16 protein-coding genes are annotated in these 17,680 nt (G+C 53.4%); 6 read left to right on the forward strand and 10 right to left on the reverse strand.

Features of this window, described 5'->3' with window-relative positions; all coding sequences use genetic code 11:
- Positions 1 to 1,072: 1,072 nt before the first annotated feature.
- The 6 genes from CSQ88_RS04985 to CSQ88_RS05015 all read left to right on the forward strand — a co-directional run bounded on the left by CSQ88_RS04985 (position 1,073) and on the right by CSQ88_RS05015 (position 7,185).
- Positions 1,073 to 2,701 (forward strand): methyl-accepting chemotaxis protein, encoded by a 1,629-nt coding sequence (locus CSQ88_RS04985; protein WP_099397001.1) that lies wholly within the window; start codon positions 1,073 to 1,075, stop codon positions 2,699 to 2,701.
- A gap of 150 nt (positions 2,702 to 2,851) precedes the next feature.
- Positions 2,852 to 3,115, forward strand: a complete 264-nt coding sequence (locus CSQ88_RS04990) for a hypothetical protein (protein WP_099397002.1) — start codon at positions 2,852 to 2,854, stop codon at positions 3,113 to 3,115.
- A 201-nt stretch (positions 3,116 to 3,316) separates the two neighbouring features.
- The gene (locus CSQ88_RS04995) at positions 3,317 to 3,703 is read left to right on the forward strand and encodes a DUF2946 family protein (RefSeq protein ID WP_099397003.1); all 387 of its coding nucleotides are present in this window, start codon (positions 3,317 to 3,319) and stop codon (positions 3,701 to 3,703) included.
- 320 nt (positions 3,704 to 4,023) lie between these two features.
- Positions 4,024 to 4,968, forward strand: a complete 945-nt coding sequence (locus CSQ88_RS05005) for an MbnP family copper-binding protein (RefSeq protein WP_099397005.1) — start codon at positions 4,024 to 4,026, stop codon at positions 4,966 to 4,968.
- Entirely contained in the window at positions 4,965 to 6,107 is a 1,143-nt protein-coding gene (locus CSQ88_RS05010; protein WP_099397006.1) for a methanobactin export MATE transporter MbnM, read from the forward strand. Before CSQ88_RS05005 ends, CSQ88_RS05010 begins: the two co-directional genes overlap by 4 nt.
- Positions 6,055 to 7,185: a hypothetical protein gene (locus tag CSQ88_RS05015; RefSeq protein WP_099397007.1), complete on the forward strand. Its 1,131-nt coding sequence runs from the start codon at positions 6,055 to 6,057 to the stop codon at positions 7,183 to 7,185. The genes CSQ88_RS05010 and CSQ88_RS05015 overlap by 53 nt, the downstream gene beginning before the upstream one ends.
- A 416-nt stretch (positions 7,186 to 7,601) precedes the next feature.
- Here CSQ88_RS05015 and CSQ88_RS05020 read toward each other — a convergent pair whose 3' ends face one another.
- The 10 genes from CSQ88_RS05020 to CSQ88_RS05065 are packed head-to-tail and all read right to left on the reverse strand — an operon-like array spanning position 7,602 to position 17,671.
- Positions 7,602 to 8,045, reverse strand: coding sequence for a hypothetical protein (locus tag CSQ88_RS05020; protein WP_099397008.1), 444 nt, complete (start codon positions 8,043 to 8,045; stop codon positions 7,602 to 7,604).
- A gap of 10 nt (positions 8,046 to 8,055) precedes the next feature.
- Complete coding sequence (locus CSQ88_RS05025) at positions 8,056 to 10,164, reverse strand: phage tail protein (protein WP_099397009.1); 2,109 nt, start codon at positions 10,162 to 10,164, stop codon at positions 8,056 to 8,058.
- Positions 10,161 to 10,793: a phage tail protein gene (locus CSQ88_RS22910; RefSeq protein WP_099397010.1), complete on the reverse strand. Its 633-nt coding sequence runs from the start codon at positions 10,791 to 10,793 to the stop codon at positions 10,161 to 10,163. Before CSQ88_RS22910 ends, CSQ88_RS05025 begins: the two co-directional genes overlap by 4 nt.
- Positions 10,786 to 11,889, reverse strand: a complete 1,104-nt coding sequence (locus CSQ88_RS05035) for a baseplate J/gp47 family protein (RefSeq protein ID WP_099397011.1) — start codon at positions 11,887 to 11,889, stop codon at positions 10,786 to 10,788. The genes CSQ88_RS22910 and CSQ88_RS05035 overlap by 8 nt, the downstream gene beginning before the upstream one ends.
- The gene (locus CSQ88_RS05040; RefSeq protein WP_099397012.1) at positions 11,886 to 12,242 is read right to left on the reverse strand and encodes a GPW/gp25 family protein; all 357 of its coding nucleotides are present in this window, start codon (positions 12,240 to 12,242) and stop codon (positions 11,886 to 11,888) included. Before CSQ88_RS05040 ends, CSQ88_RS05035 begins: the two co-directional genes overlap by 4 nt.
- A 52-nt stretch (positions 12,243 to 12,294) precedes the next feature.
- Complete coding sequence (locus CSQ88_RS05045) at positions 12,295 to 12,900, reverse strand: phage baseplate assembly protein V (RefSeq protein WP_099397013.1); 606 nt, start codon at positions 12,898 to 12,900, stop codon at positions 12,295 to 12,297.
- Positions 12,893 to 14,026, reverse strand: a complete 1,134-nt coding sequence (locus tag CSQ88_RS05050; protein ID WP_099397014.1) for a phage late control D family protein — start codon at positions 14,024 to 14,026, stop codon at positions 12,893 to 12,895. The genes CSQ88_RS05045 and CSQ88_RS05050 overlap by 8 nt, the downstream gene beginning before the upstream one ends.
- The gene (locus CSQ88_RS05055; protein WP_099397015.1) at positions 14,014 to 14,220 is read right to left on the reverse strand and encodes a tail protein X; all 207 of its coding nucleotides are present in this window, start codon (positions 14,218 to 14,220) and stop codon (positions 14,014 to 14,016) included. Before CSQ88_RS05055 ends, CSQ88_RS05050 begins: the two co-directional genes overlap by 13 nt.
- Positions 14,217 to 15,137: a phage tail protein gene (locus CSQ88_RS05060; protein WP_099397016.1), complete on the reverse strand. Its 921-nt coding sequence runs from the start codon at positions 15,135 to 15,137 to the stop codon at positions 14,217 to 14,219. The genes CSQ88_RS05055 and CSQ88_RS05060 overlap by 4 nt, the downstream gene beginning before the upstream one ends.
- Positions 15,137 to 17,671, reverse strand: a complete 2,535-nt coding sequence (locus CSQ88_RS05065) for a phage tail tape measure protein (RefSeq protein ID WP_099397017.1) — start codon at positions 17,669 to 17,671, stop codon at positions 15,137 to 15,139. The genes CSQ88_RS05060 and CSQ88_RS05065 overlap by 1 nt, the downstream gene beginning before the upstream one ends.
- Positions 17,672 to 17,680 lie beyond the last annotated feature (9 nt).

Raw genomic sequence — 17,680 nt, forward strand, 5'->3', positions numbered from 1 at the left:
TGCAAAATCTGTGAGGCTTAACTCGGAGTGGTATTTGCTAAAAAATCCAGTAATCAGGAGCTAATGAACGGCTTTGTACTGGGGATTATTATCTCATCTTTATTGGGCTTTAAAAATTATTTAGGCCCGCGCCTGATCTTTCTGGCTTTTACTATTCTTTATGGCTAGCCATTCTTTCATTGCCAATTGTGCTTTTATTAATTTTTTCTGGTATGGGAAGTTGTGGTTCATTCAGAAAAAATAAGGGTATTAAGTAGTTACAAATGTGCAAAGAGCGGAGCGCGGCATCCATTCGGGTTCTGAGGAGATGAATGCAAATGCTGCGTAGTGTGCTGCGGCTGGGTTCGTCAGGCAGGCCTCATCAGCAGGCTCTGTCAGTATGGCCATTAATTAAAAATTGACTGGCTGGCAATGGGGGGTGTTAAGTGCTTTGTCGGTGGTGTTCGGGGCGGCGGCGGTTGATGCCGTATTTAAGCACGATGGGAAGAAGTGCTCTGCCTAGCTGCTTCACCTACTTCTTCATCGTCACTCTGCTGCATGGTATGCCTTGGTTTGGGGGGGCTGCGTCTTGGTTATCTGGTCGTATTTTGTAGCTGGGCTGCTAGGGTCTGTTGACGTTTCATTCACAATTGCGCTGAGCCGGAAAACGGCTAGGCACAAGGCAGGAGGGCGAAGGTAATAACTGCTTATTTCCGAGGAGCATAACGCAGTGAATGGCCATTTTCCGGCTCAGCCTTTCGGGTTTAGCCCATTTTTGGGGCGGAATGAAAGTTAAAAATCGCTCATGGTACTCGTACCATGTCGCAATTTGCTCGTTGTTCAGCCCCAAAACTGGGCAAACGCAGCCGTGGATGAAACGTCAACAGGCCCTAAGCATCGTTCATAAAAATTTTTCTTTAGGCGGGGGATTGAGTCAGCACACTTTTCTATTGGCGTGCATACCATTTGAGATGTACTAAAGTGGTTTAATTGCTGATCAGAATGGATCAGTGATGCTGATTATCTGTGGGTTGGTTTTATTTTTACAAACAGATAAAGCGATTGATTTGGCCCTTAAAAAAGAGAGAGCGAAATGGGTTTGCTGATGAATTACCGGGTGAAAACCCGTTTATTGCTGCTCTGTATTTTTGCCTTATGCGGTATGGTGTTTTTAAGCCTCGCCAATATGAAGGCGCTGCGGGACACCATGCTGCAAGACCGGATGGATAAAGTAAAAGGCCAGACTGAAACGGCCGCTGGGGTGATTGAGCGCTTTCATGCTTTAAGCCAGAAAGGGCAGATGAGCAGTGCCGATGCTCAGCAGGCGGCGATCAGCACTTTACGGGATGTTCGCTATTCCAAAACTGAATATTTCTTTATCTTTGATACAAATTACATTGTTCGCCTGCTGCCAACCAAGATCGAATTTGAGGGGCAACAAAAGGGCGATTTAAAAGATGCCAATGGCAAGCTTATTTATGTAGAGCTGACAAAGGCGGCTAAGCAGGGCGGTGGCTTTGTTGATTATTTCTTTCCAAAGAAAGGCTCAGGCAAGGCCGAGCCAAAGATTTCTTATGCTGTGCTGATCCCTGATTGGAACTGGGTGGTGGGCACGGGGATTTATGTTGATGATGTGGATGCCGAGTTTAAAAAGAATTTGCTGTATGGCATGGCAAAATTATTGCTGCTGGCCGTGCTGGTGGCGGGTGTGGCCTGGATGATTGCGCAAAGTATTTTGCACCAGCTGGGGGGCGAGCCGCAGGAGGGGATTGCCGTGATGAGGCGGGTGGCCGATGGCGATTTACAGATTAATGTAGCGTCGGCTCAGCAGGGCAGCATGCTGTCTTCTTTAGGGGAAATGGTCATCGGCTTAAATAAGGTCATGCGCAATGTGCGCACGGACGCGGATTTGCTGAATGAGAGGGCCGCTCAGATTGCTGGCTCCAGCAGGGAGATTTCAATTGCCGCTACCCGCCAGTCCGATGCGACAACCAATATGGCAGCCGCAATGGAAGAGCTGACGGTAAGTATTAATCATATTTCTGAGGGCTCAGGTGTGGCCGAGCAGGCATCGCGCCAAGCCACTGAGCTGGCTAAAAATGGCGTTACTCAGGTCGCTGAAGTAACCACCACCATGGAGCTGATTGCGGGCAATGTCAGCGAAGCTACCACGCAGATCCGCCAGCTGGATGCTAAAGCGCGCGAGATTTCCGGTGTGGCCTCCGAAATCAAAGATATTGCGGATCAGACTAACTTGCTTGCGCTGAACGCGGCCATTGAGGCGGCAAGGGCTGGCGAACAGGGACGTGGTTTTGCAGTGGTGGCCGATGAAGTCAGAAAACTGGCAGAAAGAACTTCGCTGGCAACGGTAAATATTGCTTCGATGCTGGCGGCAATTCAGGGCGAGACGCTCAGTGTGGTTAATGCCATGAGCGCCGCCATTCCCCAGGTAGAGCGGGGCGTGCAATTATCACGTCATGTCGCCGAGTCTTTAAACAGTATTCATTCCGGTGCTGAATCCAGCCTGCACAGCCTGCAAGAAATGGCCTCGGCTATCCGTGAGCAAAGCCAGGCCAGCAATAGCATTGCCTGCCGGGTGGAAGATATATCGCAAATGGTAGAAGAAACCAGCACCTCAATTCAGCATGCTGCAGAAAATGCATCGCAAGTTGAGCAGATTGCCAATCAGCTTAATCAGGGCGTGAGCCATTTTAAAGTTTAACGTGTCAGGAGCGAAAGACCATCATGGCCGTTTGGATTCAAGCTGCATGGCATAAAGGTGAGCCAGATCTTAAGGGGCCTGGTAATTAGACGCTGAGTCCTGACGTTTGCATGTGTAAGCTTGCCGCCATTTTAAATACAGGAATTCCCAATGCGAAAGTCTTCACTGATCTGTGTGCTTACCCTGCTGCTGAGCAGCCCAGCCGTATTTGCAGATTGCAAAGATATGATTAAAGAAACCAGGCAGGATATTGAAGATAATCGTGATCATTACACGCTGGCTGCACGCAATAAGGCGAGGGTTGATCTAGCAAAGGCCGAAGCCAATCTTCTTGATTTAAATCCTCTGCCTGATGTGGATTGCAGAAAGTCAGTGCTTAAGGCAAGAGCGGAGCTGCGTAAAGGCAAAAAGTAATTCCAAAACCATGCAGGGTATGAGGGCCTTGCATTAAATTTGCGCGATGCTTTGTGCTGGCTGGGTTTGATCTGTCATTTTAATGGATGAAGTTGGTTTTAAGTCATTGCAAAAGCTTAAAAGTGAACAGTTGGAAAATTTATATTGGATGACATACGCCTATGCCAATATAATCATATCTTTCAGCTCACTTATCGGTTCATGACAGCACGACGTTATCAGCTCAGCATACGCATTGCCTTTCTGGCGATCATGCTGCACGTCCTGATGCCTTTGCTGCATGCCACTTTGCCGCAGTCTGCCCTGCGCAGCAGCGTCTTTTGCGGCACGCTTACACCGATTATGGAATACCAGCTCAGCCAGCTGCCCGGCAGTAAATCCGAATCTGTTTTAGCAAAAACCGCACCTGCCTGTGTGCTTTGCGCCCATGCGGATCAAACGCAGGCACCTGCCGCAGATCTTGCTGCGGCATCTGTAGTGGCTGCAATGTTGCCGCATACTTTTGGCATGCCCGCGCCGCCTGTGCTGCGCCTGCATCGCAATTCTGCTCTTCCTCCCCCCAGCCAAGCCCCGCCTGTTTTCTCTTAACAGATTCTTGAATGCGTTGAAAAAGATCTGCAGACACAAAGCTAAATAAGAACACAGAGGAACCTAAGGTTTGTGCGCTTTGCATGCTTTGCGTCTATTGATTTAAGGTAAAAACAGCTAAAGCTTGATGGACACCAGACTATGGGAAACCTTTAAAGGTTTTTTCCCAGTGCTCTGTGTGCTCACCGATCTCTGCGCCTGCAGGTTTCAGGTTTTTCAGCCTTTTTACTAACAATACCCACGCGTTTTCATGGATCTGTTCAGCCTTTGCTGGCACCCGGTATAGCCGGTGTGCTCCTTTATGCTGTTTGGAGAAAACCATGCGTTTATATGCAACTCTTGCCGTACTTATTCTGTCTGCCTGCAATTCCAGTAGTGATACTGAAACCCCTCCCGTTCCTCCCGTGCCTTTGCCAGATCAAACCGTTTCGGTGCAGTTTGCGCTGAAAGCAGGCGTTCAGGCGGTGGAGTGTAATACCACACTGCCAGGTTTAGGCCTGGCGGCAACCCCCGCTAAATTGCGCGATGCGCGGTTGTATGTGCACGATATTAAGCTGATTAATGCGCTGGGCAAGGAAGTGCCTTTGGCGCTGACGCAAAACGATAATCAATATCTGAATGTGGCCCTGCTGGATTTTGAAAATAAAACCGGCAATTGTGCAGGCGGCACAGCAGAGTTAAACCGCCAATTCAGCGGCATTGTGCCTGGTGGCCAGTATATTGGCCTGAGCTTTAAAGTGGGTGTGCCCGATACGGCTAAAGATGCGGCCGGTAAAGATGTGGTGCTGAACCACTCTGACACCATGGCCGTGCCTGCGCCGCTCAATAATATGGCGCTGGGCTGGAGCTGGCAGGCGGGCCGCCGCTTTGTGCAGCTGGAGTTAAATCCTGATGTGCCTGCGGTAGGCGGCAAGGCCGTGAATTGGTATTTCCATTTAGGCGCAACCGGCTGCACGGCCGATGCGGTGGATGCCAATCGCTTTAGCTGCAGCAATCCCAATCTTGTGCCGGTGCGTTTAAGTAGCTTTGATGTGGCTAAGCAGCAGGTAGTGCTGGATCTGGCTGCGCTCTTGCAGGGTGTGGATATCAGCAAGGATGCGGGCGGCTCTAATGGTTGTATGAGCGGGCCGACTGATCCTGAATGCGGGCTGATGTTTGCTAATTTAGATTTAAATCTGAATGAATCTGCCGCAGGTAAAAAAGACGCGGGCTTGCCTAAGGGTGATGGCAGTTTCTCTAAAGTATTTAAGGCTGCTCTGAAATGATTAAACGCTGCCTTTTGGCAGCGTTAGTGCTCGGCGGCTGCGTGCAGTCGGGCACTTCCACCTCAGATCCGGTTCGTACAAGTGCGAGCTGGAGCTGGGAGCTGCCGTTTTATTTTCCTACCCCAAAAGTACCTGCCGACAATCCCATGAGCGAGGCCAAGTTTCAGCTGGGCCGCAGCTTATTCTACGATGCGCGGCTTTCAGGAAACGGCCAGCAAAGCTGCTCATCCTGCCATGATCAGAGTAAGGCATTTGCCGATGGCAGGGCTGTTTCACTTGGCTCTACCGGTGAGAGCACGCCAAGAAACGCGCAAGGTCTGGCCAATGTGGCCTGGCACAGCACTTACACATGGGCCAACCCTGCACTGGCGACGCTGGAGCGGCAGATGGAAGTGCCGCTGTTTGCCGAGCATCCGGTAGAAATGGGCGTTACCGATCAAAATAAAGCCACTATCCTGGCGCGCTTTCAGGCTGATCGGGAATATGTGCAGCGCTTTGCAGAGGTTTTCCCTGGCGAGCCGATCGGATTCCCGCAGATTATTAAAGCCATTGCCACATTTCAGCGCGGGCTGATTTCTGCGTCTTCCAAATATGATCAGTATTTGCAGGGCAAGGCCACGCTGACATCTGCAGAGCTGCGCGGTAAAGACCTGTTTTTTGGTGAGCAGGCCGAGTGCTTTCACTGCCATGGCAGCTTTAATTTTAATGATCAGGTGCGCCATGCGGGCTCCTATACCGCCGAAACACTTTTTCATAACACCGGGCTGTATAACATCGACGGTAAAGGCGGCTTTCCTGAGCCTAACCGTGGCTTATTCGAGCTAAGTGGTGTGCCTGCGGATATGGGCATGTTCCGCGCACCCAGCTTACGCAATGTGCAGCTTACCGGCCCCTATATGCACGATGGCAGCATCGCCACGCTGGAAGAGGTGCTGGATTTTTATGCAGCAGGCGGGCGTGAAATCAAGACCGGCCCGCATAAGGGGGATGGCCGCCTTAACCCGTTTAAAAGCGATTTGATTGTTCGTATTCAGCTGAACGAGCAAGACAAAGCCAATATCGTCGCCTTTTTAAAGACACTCACCGATGAAAAATTTATTTCTGATCAGCGCTTCGCTGATCCTCGCCGCAGCAAATAGCGCGCTGGCCCACGATGGGCCGCATGATGATGAGCCCACTGGCTATACGCAAATTAATCTGCTGACCAATATTCGTTACCTCAGTGGCGATACGGCATGGCCGGGAGCCCTGCCAGTACTGGGGGCCAGTAATGAGGACCGGCGCGGCGTGTGGTACGGTGGTTCTGGTATTGAGTGGCGTCAGCGCTGGACAGCAGAAATTGGCACGCAGCTGATGGCCGCATACGACGAGCACGACAGAGGCGTGGCGCTGGATCATGCGGTAATTCGTTACCAGACTGATGCGGCGCAACTGGTTTTAGGGCGGCAGTCGCCCGTGTTTGCCGAAGCCGGATTAAGCACCTGGGCGCTGCCTGATTTATGGCTCTATACGGTATTGGGCGATGATCACTGGCATGAAGATGGCTTAGCCTTGCGTTATACCGTGGGCAATCTGACTGGCCACGCTGGTGTTTTTAATGGGCAAGGCTATCCGGGGGCAGAAAGCGCCATGTGGACAGCAGGCCTTGCCTGGCAGGATGGTCCATGGTTTTTGGCCGGTCATGCCGCCTACATCTCCGATGTAAATCGTTCCTTAGTCACAGACGCGCATGGCGGGCATAGTCACGCAGGGCAGGCTGTGGGCTGCGGTAAGTTAACAGATTGCCTGGCTGGAAAATCCACTCTGCTGCGCGCTAAGGCGGGCTGGCAGGGTGAGCAATACTGGCTGCAATCGGCATGGAGCTGGCAGCAGCAGGATGGCCAGATCGATAGCACGCTGGGCCGTGTTGCTTATCAGGGAGAGCTGAATAGTCTGGCGCTGGAGGGCGGGGTTAAGCTTACCGACAGCATTAAACTGGCGTTGCGTCACGAATGGATGGGCATTGCCCATGAATTAGCTGGCGTGAACGCCGCGCAAATTGCCAGCAAAAATGGCATTGCCAATAGCGATGAGCAGCCATACCAGACCGGGCTGCGCCTGGCATGGCAAGCGCACTCCGTGCATTTGCTGGCGCTGGAGCTGCATCAAACCCGGCGCAATGGTGAGTCTAATCATCTGGCGATGTTGCAATGGCAGATGAATGCGCGGCTGTATTGATGGTTGAGAGGCCATTTTTGTAGGGCGGGCGGGGTCTGTGTGTGCTAAGCAAAGTCAAAAAGGTAGTGCCTTCGGCACGTTGATTTAGGTGCGGGATCCCCGCAGGGACTCACTTTCTTGCTTCGCCAGAAATCATAGTACGCAAAGAAGGCGACCCCACGAAACACGAAGGCCCCTGCGCTGCGGACAATCGAGTCGGCGGCGGGCGGGATTGGCTCGTTCCTCGCTCCCTTGCCGAAACCCCGCCCCGCTTGTTCCTCGCTCCGGCTGAAGCGCGGCGCGATAAATTGGGGGTGTTGTGCGCGATAAATTGATTGGCTGCATTTTCCACCATTTGTAAAAGAATTTCATATTTATCAGCAAAGGAGCCGGGAGGCTCCTTTGCTTTTGGTGGCTTAGTCTGCTTTTACATCAAACTACTGCACCACCCCCGTTAAAATTTCCTGACGGCGTGCTGCAGTAATCAAGCCTTGCTCTTCCAAATACATCAGCGCAAATCGGGTCGATGGCAGATTTAAATCCACATGGGTTAAACGCGGGTCTTCGATGATCTCGTAAAAGTCAGCGATTAGCGGATGGTCTGCGCGGGCTGCTTTGATTGCCACGCGCTCTGCGGCGGTAAATAGCAGCTTAAATTCGATCGGCGTGACAAGCGGGTTAGCCGTAAGCACAGGCGCTGGCGCTACAAACTGGCCAGCTGCATACGTGTAGCCGGTAACGTCATGATCGGCATCGACAATCAATACTTCCTTATTATCAAAACCGGCGTAATTCATCTCTGCGGTATGCACAACGCCATTAGAAAGCGTGGCGCTTGCGCTGCAGCCGATGACTAAGATATCTAATACGATGGCTTTCATTGCGGCGTCCTCAGTATTTATCACGGAAAATAAAGCTATTGCCGTCGCCTAACAGAATCGACGCCGGGCCAGGCAGAGAAAAAATAGTGTTGATCGTGGTACTGCTGCTCCCGCCCACCAGCGGGTAGTCGTAATAAACATTGCCCAGCAGCTTTTTCTCAGCAAAATCAGCGAGGCTGTGGCCGGAGAGTTTGGGTGTAGGAGTCGGAAACAGTACGGGGCCAAGCGTGATCACGCCACCCGTTGCCGTAAAAGTCTTCACGCCAGGCGTTGAGCTGTTATCAGAAAGAAGCAGCGTGCCATCGGGCAATTTAGTGATATTGCTTGCTGATGCCGTGGGGTTCACCGCATCACTTACCGTGACAGTGGCACCGGATATGCTGACATGCCGCAGCTTGGCTTGAGCCAGTGCAAAGCTGGTGGGGGTCAAACGAATTAAACGGTTTGCCGCGTGATAATTCTCTGGGTATGGGACAGAGGGTGGCGGTACTGGCAAGGAGCCGGTGTTTTCTGCAACGGAAACAGCGGTACCCAACGCCACCGCCGTGCCAGTCACAGTGGCCACGGCTAATTTATACGAAGTAGGCGCGGCGGTATCGTAGCCCCACACCAGTGCCGTATTTGCTGTAATTCCGCCAATGAGGACTTGATTAGTACACCCCGCCAGAGCGGTGACTGTTGCACCCATTGTCACCGTCACACCGCTCACAGACAGTGCCCACACCCCTTGATCTGTGCCAAATATGGCCGATGTCGGGCTAAAAATGACCAGCCTATGCTGACTATTACCCGATGGGTAAGAGGTTTGCGCTGCAGCATTTACCGTGATCGTATTGCCAGAAACAGACAGCGTGCGGGCTTTAACTACTGCGTTCCCCAGGCCCGTAATTAAAAATGTAGCGCCGGACAATAGCCCGGCGGCACGATAATATTCAGCGCCAACCACGCCCACTGTGGCGATCGCTCCGATTGTGAGCGTTAGCCCTGTCAGCGTCACCACCACCGAATGAATAGAGCCAATAAACAAAAACCGTGTGGCATCCAGCTGAAACAAACCCACAATGAGCTGCGGCCTGGCGTTGGCTTCATCCTGGATTTGCGACACTTTAAGCGCGGTACCCAGCGTTTTGGTATCTGCCGCATAGGCCTGCATCAGCATCCCATCCGAAACCATGGTCAGCAGCACAGAAACATTACCCATCACAATGGCCCCGCAGGCCGCACCAAAGCCGCTGTCTGCAGACACATAACCCAAATACGTGCGGCGGCCGTACGTAACCCCGTTCCAAATTCCCTGTGGAATGGCGTTATTCACCAAACGGCAGTAGTTCAGCGCAACGTTGTTATAAGTGACGGGGAAATTAACCTGCACGCCGTCCACAGACTCAACCGTTGGCGTGCCGCCGATCTGTGCAATGGCCATCACCAATTTATTGGGGGTAGCTGTGCGTGAATCCAGCGTGATTTTATTGAGGCCCAGCATGCTGTAAATCCGCAGCTCGCCCTCAGCTGGCAAGCGAGGTGTGGCATCGGCAGTAAGCCACATGTCCGTCGCCTCAATCACTTCAGACTTTTGCCGGTAGCGCTGATCGCCCTCTGGCTGAGTTAAATATTGCGAGTGAGGATCTGGCTTTAGCTCATGGGCATTGATCGCGTTGATGAGTGATTGCGCCGTGACCACCGCCACGCTGGGGTCGATCGTCAGCTGCACTACTGATGCATTGCCAAGCTGAATAATCATCCGCAGCAGCATATCTCGCGCCGAACCTTGCGCGAGCAGCGGCTTGTACGTGTCAGGGAAATTGCCCACGGCCAGCAGCTTATTACCTGCGGCATTGCCACCAATCAAACCAACTTCACGAATCGTCCAGCCGCCCACAGTAGTCGGCACCACCGCTTCAATCACCAGCCAGTTAGGGTTTTCAGCGTCGGGCGTGACAGAGGTAATCGCCACCCGATGCACTTCATGGGTTAGCGCCGTCATGGATTCAACCGGCGTGATCGCTGCGCCATTGCCATCGCCCAGAGCCAGATGCGTAAATGGCACCAGCGTGCCCGTGGCTTGCGCCGAAATCATTTCCGCTGCGCCCAGCGCGGTCAGTAGCGTGTTGTAGCTCATGACATCCTCGGATAAATAGTGGTTATTTCAGAAACATGCATGCCAATGCCGATACAGCGCATCGCGGTGGCGATTGGGAATTCGGTATTTTTATACGGCTGGACTGTCACGATATCGCCAGAGAACAGCAGGCAGGCAGCGTGAATCATCTCGACAGAGCCAACAGATACCTGCAGCCGCCGCAGATGGGAGCGTTGCGGTTTGTACATCTCAATCATCTGCGTGATTTGCTGATCGACCGCTTCAGTGAGCGGGCGATCGATGACGCTGATTTCCAGATCAAACTCGGCCCAGTGGGCACCGGCGGGGTGCTCAATCAGCGTGAAATGCTCCAGCCCCACAGTCGTCAGCGCCTGCTTGACGGCCCAGGGCGTGCCTTTGTAGCGATGTAATTCGATAGCGGATTTAATCAGTGCTCTGCGTGCTTCATCATCAGCCGCTGCGCCCCAGCCGTGGTGCCCCATAACGTGGAATTGATCGGCCAAAAACGGCAGCACTGATGGCTCGGCCAGATCAACCAAATTAACTAAAACACGGGAAATATCGAGGCCAGTCAGCCGCTCAGAGAGCTGGGCCAGCGGGCCAAAACGCGGATCGAGCGCCAGGACTGGCGGAGTTGCATTAGCCATCGCTCACCCCCGCCAGCACTACGCTGATGCTGGTGCAATGCGCCCACTCGGCCTCACCCACTGACAACAGCGCAGCAGGCGCAAGCAAAGTCACTTGATAAACACCAGAAACAGATAAAACGCCCACAATTTGGGTCGGCACAATATCCCGGCCCAGTGCTGCAGACTGCGTGGCCACAAACAGTGCCGCTTGTTTTTGCGCGGCCGCCAATGTGGCCACTGCATCTGCATAGCTATATAGAGTCAGCTGAGCAGAGAGCGTGTACGTGCGCTCAACGGGTGAAAGCGTTTGCACTGAATCGGAGAGCGGCCGCACCTTCTCATTCGAGCATTTGCCCGTTACAGCAGCCAGAATGGCCGCAGAGGGCTGGCCAGATTTGAGTAATGGATACAAGCGGATTTCACCCGGAATGGGTGAAGTGACGGCGACCTCAACAATATCCTGGTGCGCCCGCATCGCATGCTGGCGGTACGCCAACTTGCTGCCCGCAACACTAAATACTTCCGGGGCCAACTTAATACTTTCGCGCAGACGATCATCGCTCTCGATTTCTGCGCCGCCCGAAGTCACCACCAAATTGGCCACACTGCTGACCGCTACACCAATAGGGTCAAGCAGCACATTTACTTGCCCTGCTAAGTACCCATTTCCTCCTGTGCCCAATTCAACAGCGGCCACAGCAAGATCGGCATAGGTACTGGCCAGCGGCAGCATCACCTCACTGAGTGAATAAAACTGCAGTCCTGCAGCGGTTTGCACCCGCGTTTCAGCGGGGATCAGCAACACAGCAGCCAAAGGCGCGGCAAAAGTGATTCTTACGATGGTTTGGGCAGGCTGAGCAGGCAACCGGCTTACCCCCACCAGTTCCCCCAAATAATCCAGCATCGGGCCACGGGCAAACGCCACCAGATTTTGCCGAGCCGCATCATTGATCGAACTACGTAATAGAGTTTCACGGTATGCAATCAAATCAATAAACAGCCGCTCCACCTGCCCAGGGAAAAGCGTTTTACCCGTCATCGCTTCATAAGCAGCAATCAACTCAGCCGTAATGGCCTGGCTGTCATCGTCGATTACTTTGGGCAGGCTTGTCATAGAGATACCGCCGTTTGATCAGTAAACCCATCGGGCAAACGCCAGAACACTTTGATCATTGCCTGCCCAGGCTCGCCCAGCTCAAACGACACACGCTCAACAGAAACGCGAGGTTCCCAGCGGGCAATGGCTTCCACGCTTTCACGTACTACATGCGGGCGGGCGCGATGGATGGGGTAATCGATATAGTCATGGAGTTTGCTGCCGAATTCTGGCCGCAATGGGTCTGCTCCCTGCGGGGTACGCAGAATGATCGCAATGGCTTGATGGATATCGTCGATATTTTCAACGATGCCATCACCGCCTAAAGCGGTCTGCCAGTGCTGGGAGGAGATGTCTTTGAGCTGAGTCATAGCGCCATGATGGCGCTATGCAGGGGGAAGGGATATTAAAGCGGTTTAAGGTTTACGTATGGGAATGGTGATTGGAATTACCCGCCACATCAATAATAGAGCCAGTGGCATGAACATCTCCATCCACGTCAACACGGCCAGTAAATTTAGAACCGTCACCACCGCCGCCTTCCAGCCCACCGAGATAAGTGAGTAAGCCATTCACTTTTAGTTTTCCGGTAAATTCTGCATCTGGCGAGTCGATTGTCACTTTGCTATCGGCCTTTAATACGATGGTCGTGCTGGCTTCCACAATGACTTTTGATACGCCGGTAACGCTCAGCGTGTGGGTGGCTCGGTCGTATTCAAGCATGGCCCCGTCTTTAAACCTGATACCGAATTTATTCGGGTCGGTCACTGGCGGGGTATCCGCATCAGAAAAAATCGCCCCGATAATCACCCCGTCTTCGCCCTGAGCATCAAGCAGCAGCGCCACATGCTCGCCGGAGTCATACGTCCAGTAGCATTCATCATCTTGGGTTTTTGGATATGCGATCGGCAGCCACATCGTGCGCAGATTGTCGGTATCCGGCAGGCTAACCCGCGCAAATCCTGGCTTGCTGGCGAGTACAACGCCAAACTTAAGGGTGACGCCGCTTTCCTCAAAGGTCTCATCCATGTTTTTTAGCCTTTACTGTCGAGTAATCCATCACTTGTGCTTTGCCATTTTTCAAGCCATAGATGCCCAATCCGGGTGTTTTAGCCCCCTTGGCACCCTTTGATGATGCACCGCGTTTGACTTCCAATGCAGTGGTGTAGCCTTCGCCCCGGCTGATGCTGTGAACGGCTTTGCTGATGGTGTAAATCCCGGATAGCTGGCCGAACCCCGCCAGTTCAACAGTCACCCCAGCCGCCAGCCCCGGATCACCCGGCAAATTGATGTTGCCAGTGGTGCGTTCGATCAAGCGCTGATCCAAAGCGGCCTTGGCCTGTACCTCTGCAGATGCCGCTGTGGGGGCGCGGCGGGTGATTTTAACCGTGTCAGCGCTGCTGCTCTTGCCCGATGTGGATGCGCCAACCACCGCCGTTTCGCCATCTTTTGTCTCATAAATTACCTGCTTTTTACTTTTGGCATTGTGGTGGGATACCTCCACGCCTGCAGGCACGTCAGACACTTTATCTGTGAAGCTCCAGCCCGATAAATCTTTGGGAGAGAAAGTGCGCACCGGCTTTTGCTGGTGCAGGTCGGCGCTTTTCCAGAACACCAGGCGGGTGGAGTTTTCAGTCACTTTAAAGGCGTAGCCATACTGCCGGGCGATTCGGTGTAAAAACGCGAGGTCGCCTTCTTTGTATTGCGTGGCCCTATCAATCTGCAGCGGTTCGATTTTGCCCACCAGCGTCATATTGTGAGCTTTAGCGATCTGTGCCGCGATATCGGCCAGCGTTGTAGCCTCATAATCTTTGCCCTTGCGGGTACGCAGTGCTTTTTGCGCTCCTGCAGCAAGAGCACGAATTCGCACTACGGAGGGCGGGCCAGACAGCTCCAGCTCATCAATATCAAAGCGGCCTGCGCTGATCAGTGCCTGCTGCAGATAGCCAAATCGATAAGACAACTCCGCCCCTTTTTCCGGGTACCAGCTGTTTAGCCAGCGGCCGTCTGTGTCTTCCAGTTCAATATCCAGCCCATCAGCCTCGCCGCTTAAATTATCGGTGTACGTGATGGAGGTCGCGTACTGGCTCAGCTCTCGCGTGATATTGCGGCCGTTATAGTTCAGCTCAAATGCAGGGGTGTTTAGCGTTTCCACGGCGGCAGATCCTCGGTTGAAACCTCTTCTTCAATAATCGGGATCAGTACGGTTTGCCCGCTGGGCAGCACTTCGCTAATGGCCATATGTGGGTTGGCATCAATCAGTAAGGGGATGCGCGATATATCGCGGTAGTAGCGCCAGGCTAATAAATCCCAGCGATCGCCGTCTGTGGTGATGTGGGTGAGGTTCATCCTGCTACCTGCCTGGTCACCGCAGCCGCAGTCATCCGGGCCAGCGGCAGAGTTGCGCCCCGGATCTCGCTATCTACCCGCTGAATGGCCCCGTTTGCAGAGGTTAAAACGGAGAGCAAATTACCCGCATTTGCGCTGGCCATATTCTGCGTGATGCTGCTCATCTCGCCGCGTACCCGCAGTACGCGCTGCACGGTTTGCGCAGCATCGCTGGCCACAATGGCAATATTTTTTAGCCCGCCCATTTGTTCCGCTACGGCCCCCAGCCCCGGCAAAGCACCACCTACCGTGGCGCTCACCCCTGGCAAACGCGCCAGCGCAGAGACAGGATCTGATTTAGCCAATTGGCGCACTGCAGCGACGGCCGTCAGTGCCTGGCTGGCTGTATTCAATGCACCTTTTGCCATTGAGATGGCTTGTGATAATGGGCTAACTGCAGGAATAGCAGCCACTACGCCAGGCTCTGCTAATTTATTGAGCTGGGCCTGCAGCGGCAGCGGGCTGCTGCCGCTGACAATGGCCAGCGGGCGGGGCTTGGCATCTTCGCCGGTATATTCACGCAGGGATAATTGGGCCTCCAGCGCGATCATGCTGCCCGATTTGTCGGTCTGGCGGCCTGTGGCCGTGGCATCAGTAATCACAAAGCGGCCTTTGTAATCACCATTGCCCAGCACAAATGACATCGGCTCATGCGCGGTGATCGCCTTACGCAGGCGCAGCAGCTCGGCCTCTGGCTTGCAATAACTGGCATGAAAAACCAGATCAATTTTGATCTCGTCCAGCTTATCGCCTACATGCTGCAGCCGTGGCTTGCGGCCAATCAGTGCGTGCTCGGCATAGTCTGCGCCGTAGCTGATTTCCAACCCGTCAAAATAGGTAATCAGATCGAATTCCACCTCGCCGAGAATCGCAAACATTAAGCGTTCCCCTCATAGCTGCCACGTTTCCTATTGGCCTCGTACCGCTTCATCATCCTTTCAAACTCTGGATAAGAGGCTTGCAACGCTTGGTTTACCTGGCCTTGCACTGCAGCAGGATCACCGCCTTGCACTGTGATTTGCGGGGAAAAGTGAACGGTCATACCCCCAGATGCATTTGGCCCTTGTTCATTGCCAGATGCACGAGGCACCACACTAGCCACACGGTTGGCCACATCCACAAAAGGCGCTGCTAATTCTGGCTTACCCCATGCCGTGGCGCTGGCCTGAGCCATTGTGGCCACGGCGCGAGTGGCCAGTGCAGCAGAGCGGCCAATACCCAACGCAGCACCCTGGGCGATATTGTCGCCAAAACCCAGAAAAACCCGTGATGGAGACTGGATGCCCAGGGTGTCGGCAAACCAGCCTTTTAAATTCTGGCCGAATTCCACGATCGTATCTTTTGCCGCACTGAATTTAGATTTAATACCATTAATGAGTCCATCAATAATATGTGACCCAAAATTGGTAAACTCGGCAGTAATCCCCTTCATCCATTCCCAGCTGCTCGTAAAAATCCCTTTTACACCGGCCCAAAGATTGGCAAACCACGGTTTAATCTTGTCCCAATAGCGGTAGATTAAATATGCACCAACAGCAATGGCCGTAATCGCCAGCCCGATTGGGTTCAGCATTAAAGCCCGCCCCAGCCACAGCACAGCACGGCCTGCCATCATGATGCCGCTCACTAATCGCCCGGCTAAAACACCGGCAAGCGATCGGGCCATACCCACGAAGCGTAAGAAAAAAGGGCCAATTCGGGTAAATGCAGAAGCGATCCAGCTACCCATTCTGCCCAAAGTGGCCACAAACGCATTGGCCCGCGCCGCGCCCATGCCGAACATTTGGAAAAAGCTGGAAAGGCGCGAGCCGCCGCTAAGCAGTAAAGCGCGAAGGAGTGTCCATTTAGAAGCCAATGTATGCCAAACCGTCCCCAGTGCATTGAAGGGAGACAGCAGCAAGTTGATGCCGTATTTCAGGCCAATGATAGCCAGCTTCCCAGCCAGCAAAGCACCAACCAAACCAATTGCGCCTTTGATGATGCCAGGGTGTGTCTTGGCCCATTCGCCAAACGCTTTAATCGTGGGTTTAATATCATTCAATAACTCGGTCAGCGGAGGTAAAAGCACATTCCCGATCGTTAAACCGATATCAGTTAAACCAATTTTGAAAGCCCTGAATTGCTCCGTCGCCGTTTCCATCCGCTTTGTATAATCCACACCCAGCAGATCTTTCCCCTCCGCTTTGATAGAGCCTTGCTTGATGTCCTTCATCTCGCCCTGGTTGGCGATCGCAGGACGAATAAATGCCATTGCCTGCATATCCTGAAACAACTCACCCAGTTTATAGGCCTCTGACAGGCGATCGAGAGCAGCTTTGCGCTCGGCATCGTCTTTAATGCCCAGCGCTTTTTGTAGCTCCCCCGTTGCCTTTGGCCCTTTGGTTTGCATGTACTGCGTAATTAACTCCAGCATGGATTGCACCGGGGTTAATCCAGCGGCCCGCAAGTTAGTCATGCTGCTTTTTAAATTAATCCCAGCTTTTTCAAAATCTTTTAGCGTATCCGGGGAAGTAATCTTCTGCAGAAAGTTGCGGAAGTTATTTGCTGCTTCGTCATTGGTTCCAGCCCCCTTGCGGGCGATTTGCAATGACGCGCCGATTTCAGCCACGGCTTCTTTGCCCGTCACTCCCAGCGCTTCAAATGAAGGGGTGAGTGCTGGCAACCATTTGGCCATATCGCGGATCTCAAACTGGCCGCGCTTACCGGCATAGGCCAGCATATTCAACGCGCCCTCAAACCCCGCTTCGCCTACTTTTAAATTGTCTTTCAGCGCCAGCGCTACACGCCCCAAGTCATCCATGCTGGCCCGCGTGGCTGTGGCCGCTTTTGCCATCACCGGCGCATAGACTTCTAATGATTTAGCGCTCTGAATGCCACCTGCCACCAACACACCCATGCCCCGGCCAATCTCATCCTGAAACTGATTCCACTGTCCGGCGGCCACTCGCACGGTATTGCCAAGCTGGGCCTCTTCTTTCTTGCTGAATTCGCCGGTAATGGCGATATCGCGCATCTGGTCCTGAAAATTTGCCGCAACTTTCACAGATTTAGCCACCGGCATACCAATGGCCACGGCTGTGCCGACCGTCTCCATCGCTTGGCCACGCAGCTCAGAGCGCTGTTCAGTCAGCGCCGCACCCCGCGCCATACTGGCTGCCAGCCGCTCTTGCCGGATGCGCAACTGCTCTAATGTTTGGCCGAGGCGCTCATACTGGCGGCGCAAAGCGTCTACGTTGCGGGCTGGATGGCTGGCGGCACGGGCCATGGCCTCACCCAGGCGGGCATGCCGTGCGCGGAGTTGATCGGCCACTTGCCCCATCTGGCCAAGCGTGCCCCGCGCACCAGCAAATGCTGAGGAAAATGATCCCGCCAGCGCTGCCCCAATCCTGATGCCAATCGATAAATCTGCCATGCCGCCACC

It is taken from the genome of Iodobacter sp. BJB302, assembly GCF_002735645.1.
Lineage (GTDB): Bacteria > Pseudomonadota > Gammaproteobacteria > Burkholderiales > Chitinibacteraceae > Iodobacter.

Coding starts and splice junctions, on each gene's coding strand:
- CSQ88_RS04985 (WP_099397001.1), top strand. CDS start 1,073: ATGGGTTTGCTGATGAATTACCGGGTGAAAACCCGTTTATTGCTGCTC.
- CSQ88_RS04990 (WP_099397002.1), top strand. CDS start 2,852: ATGCGAAAGTCTTCACTGATCTGTGTGCTTACCCTGCTGCTGAGCAGC.
- CSQ88_RS04995 (WP_099397003.1), top strand. CDS start 3,317: ATGACAGCACGACGTTATCAGCTCAGCATACGCATTGCCTTTCTGGCG.
- CSQ88_RS05005 (WP_099397005.1), top strand. CDS start 4,024: ATGCGTTTATATGCAACTCTTGCCGTACTTATTCTGTCTGCCTGCAAT.
- CSQ88_RS05010 (WP_099397006.1), top strand. CDS start 4,965: ATGATTAAACGCTGCCTTTTGGCAGCGTTAGTGCTCGGCGGCTGCGTG.
- CSQ88_RS05015 (WP_099397007.1), top strand. CDS start 6,055: ATGAAAAATTTATTTCTGATCAGCGCTTCGCTGATCCTCGCCGCAGCA.
- CSQ88_RS05020 (WP_099397008.1), bottom strand. CDS start 8,045: ATGAAAGCCATCGTATTAGATATCTTAGTCATCGGCTGCAGCGCAAGC.
- CSQ88_RS05025 (WP_099397009.1), bottom strand. CDS start 10,164: ATGAGCTACAACACGCTACTGACCGCGCTGGGCGCAGCGGAAATGATT.
- CSQ88_RS22910 (WP_099397010.1), bottom strand. CDS start 10,793: ATGGCTAATGCAACTCCGCCAGTCCTGGCGCTCGATCCGCGTTTTGGC.
- CSQ88_RS05035 (WP_099397011.1), bottom strand. CDS start 11,889: ATGACAAGCCTGCCCAAAGTAATCGACGATGACAGCCAGGCCATTACG.
- CSQ88_RS05040 (WP_099397012.1), bottom strand. CDS start 12,242: ATGACTCAGCTCAAAGACATCTCCTCCCAGCACTGGCAGACCGCTTTA.
- CSQ88_RS05045 (WP_099397013.1), bottom strand. CDS start 12,900: ATGGATGAGACCTTTGAGGAAAGCGGCGTCACCCTTAAGTTTGGCGTT.
- CSQ88_RS05055 (WP_099397015.1), bottom strand. CDS start 14,220: ATGAACCTCACCCACATCACCACAGACGGCGATCGCTGGGATTTATTA.
- CSQ88_RS05060 (WP_099397016.1), bottom strand. CDS start 15,137: ATGTTTGCGATTCTCGGCGAGGTGGAATTCGATCTGATTACCTATTTT.
- CSQ88_RS05065 (WP_099397017.1), bottom strand. CDS start 17,671: ATGGCAGATTTATCGATTGGCATCAGGATTGGGGCAGCGCTGGCGGGA.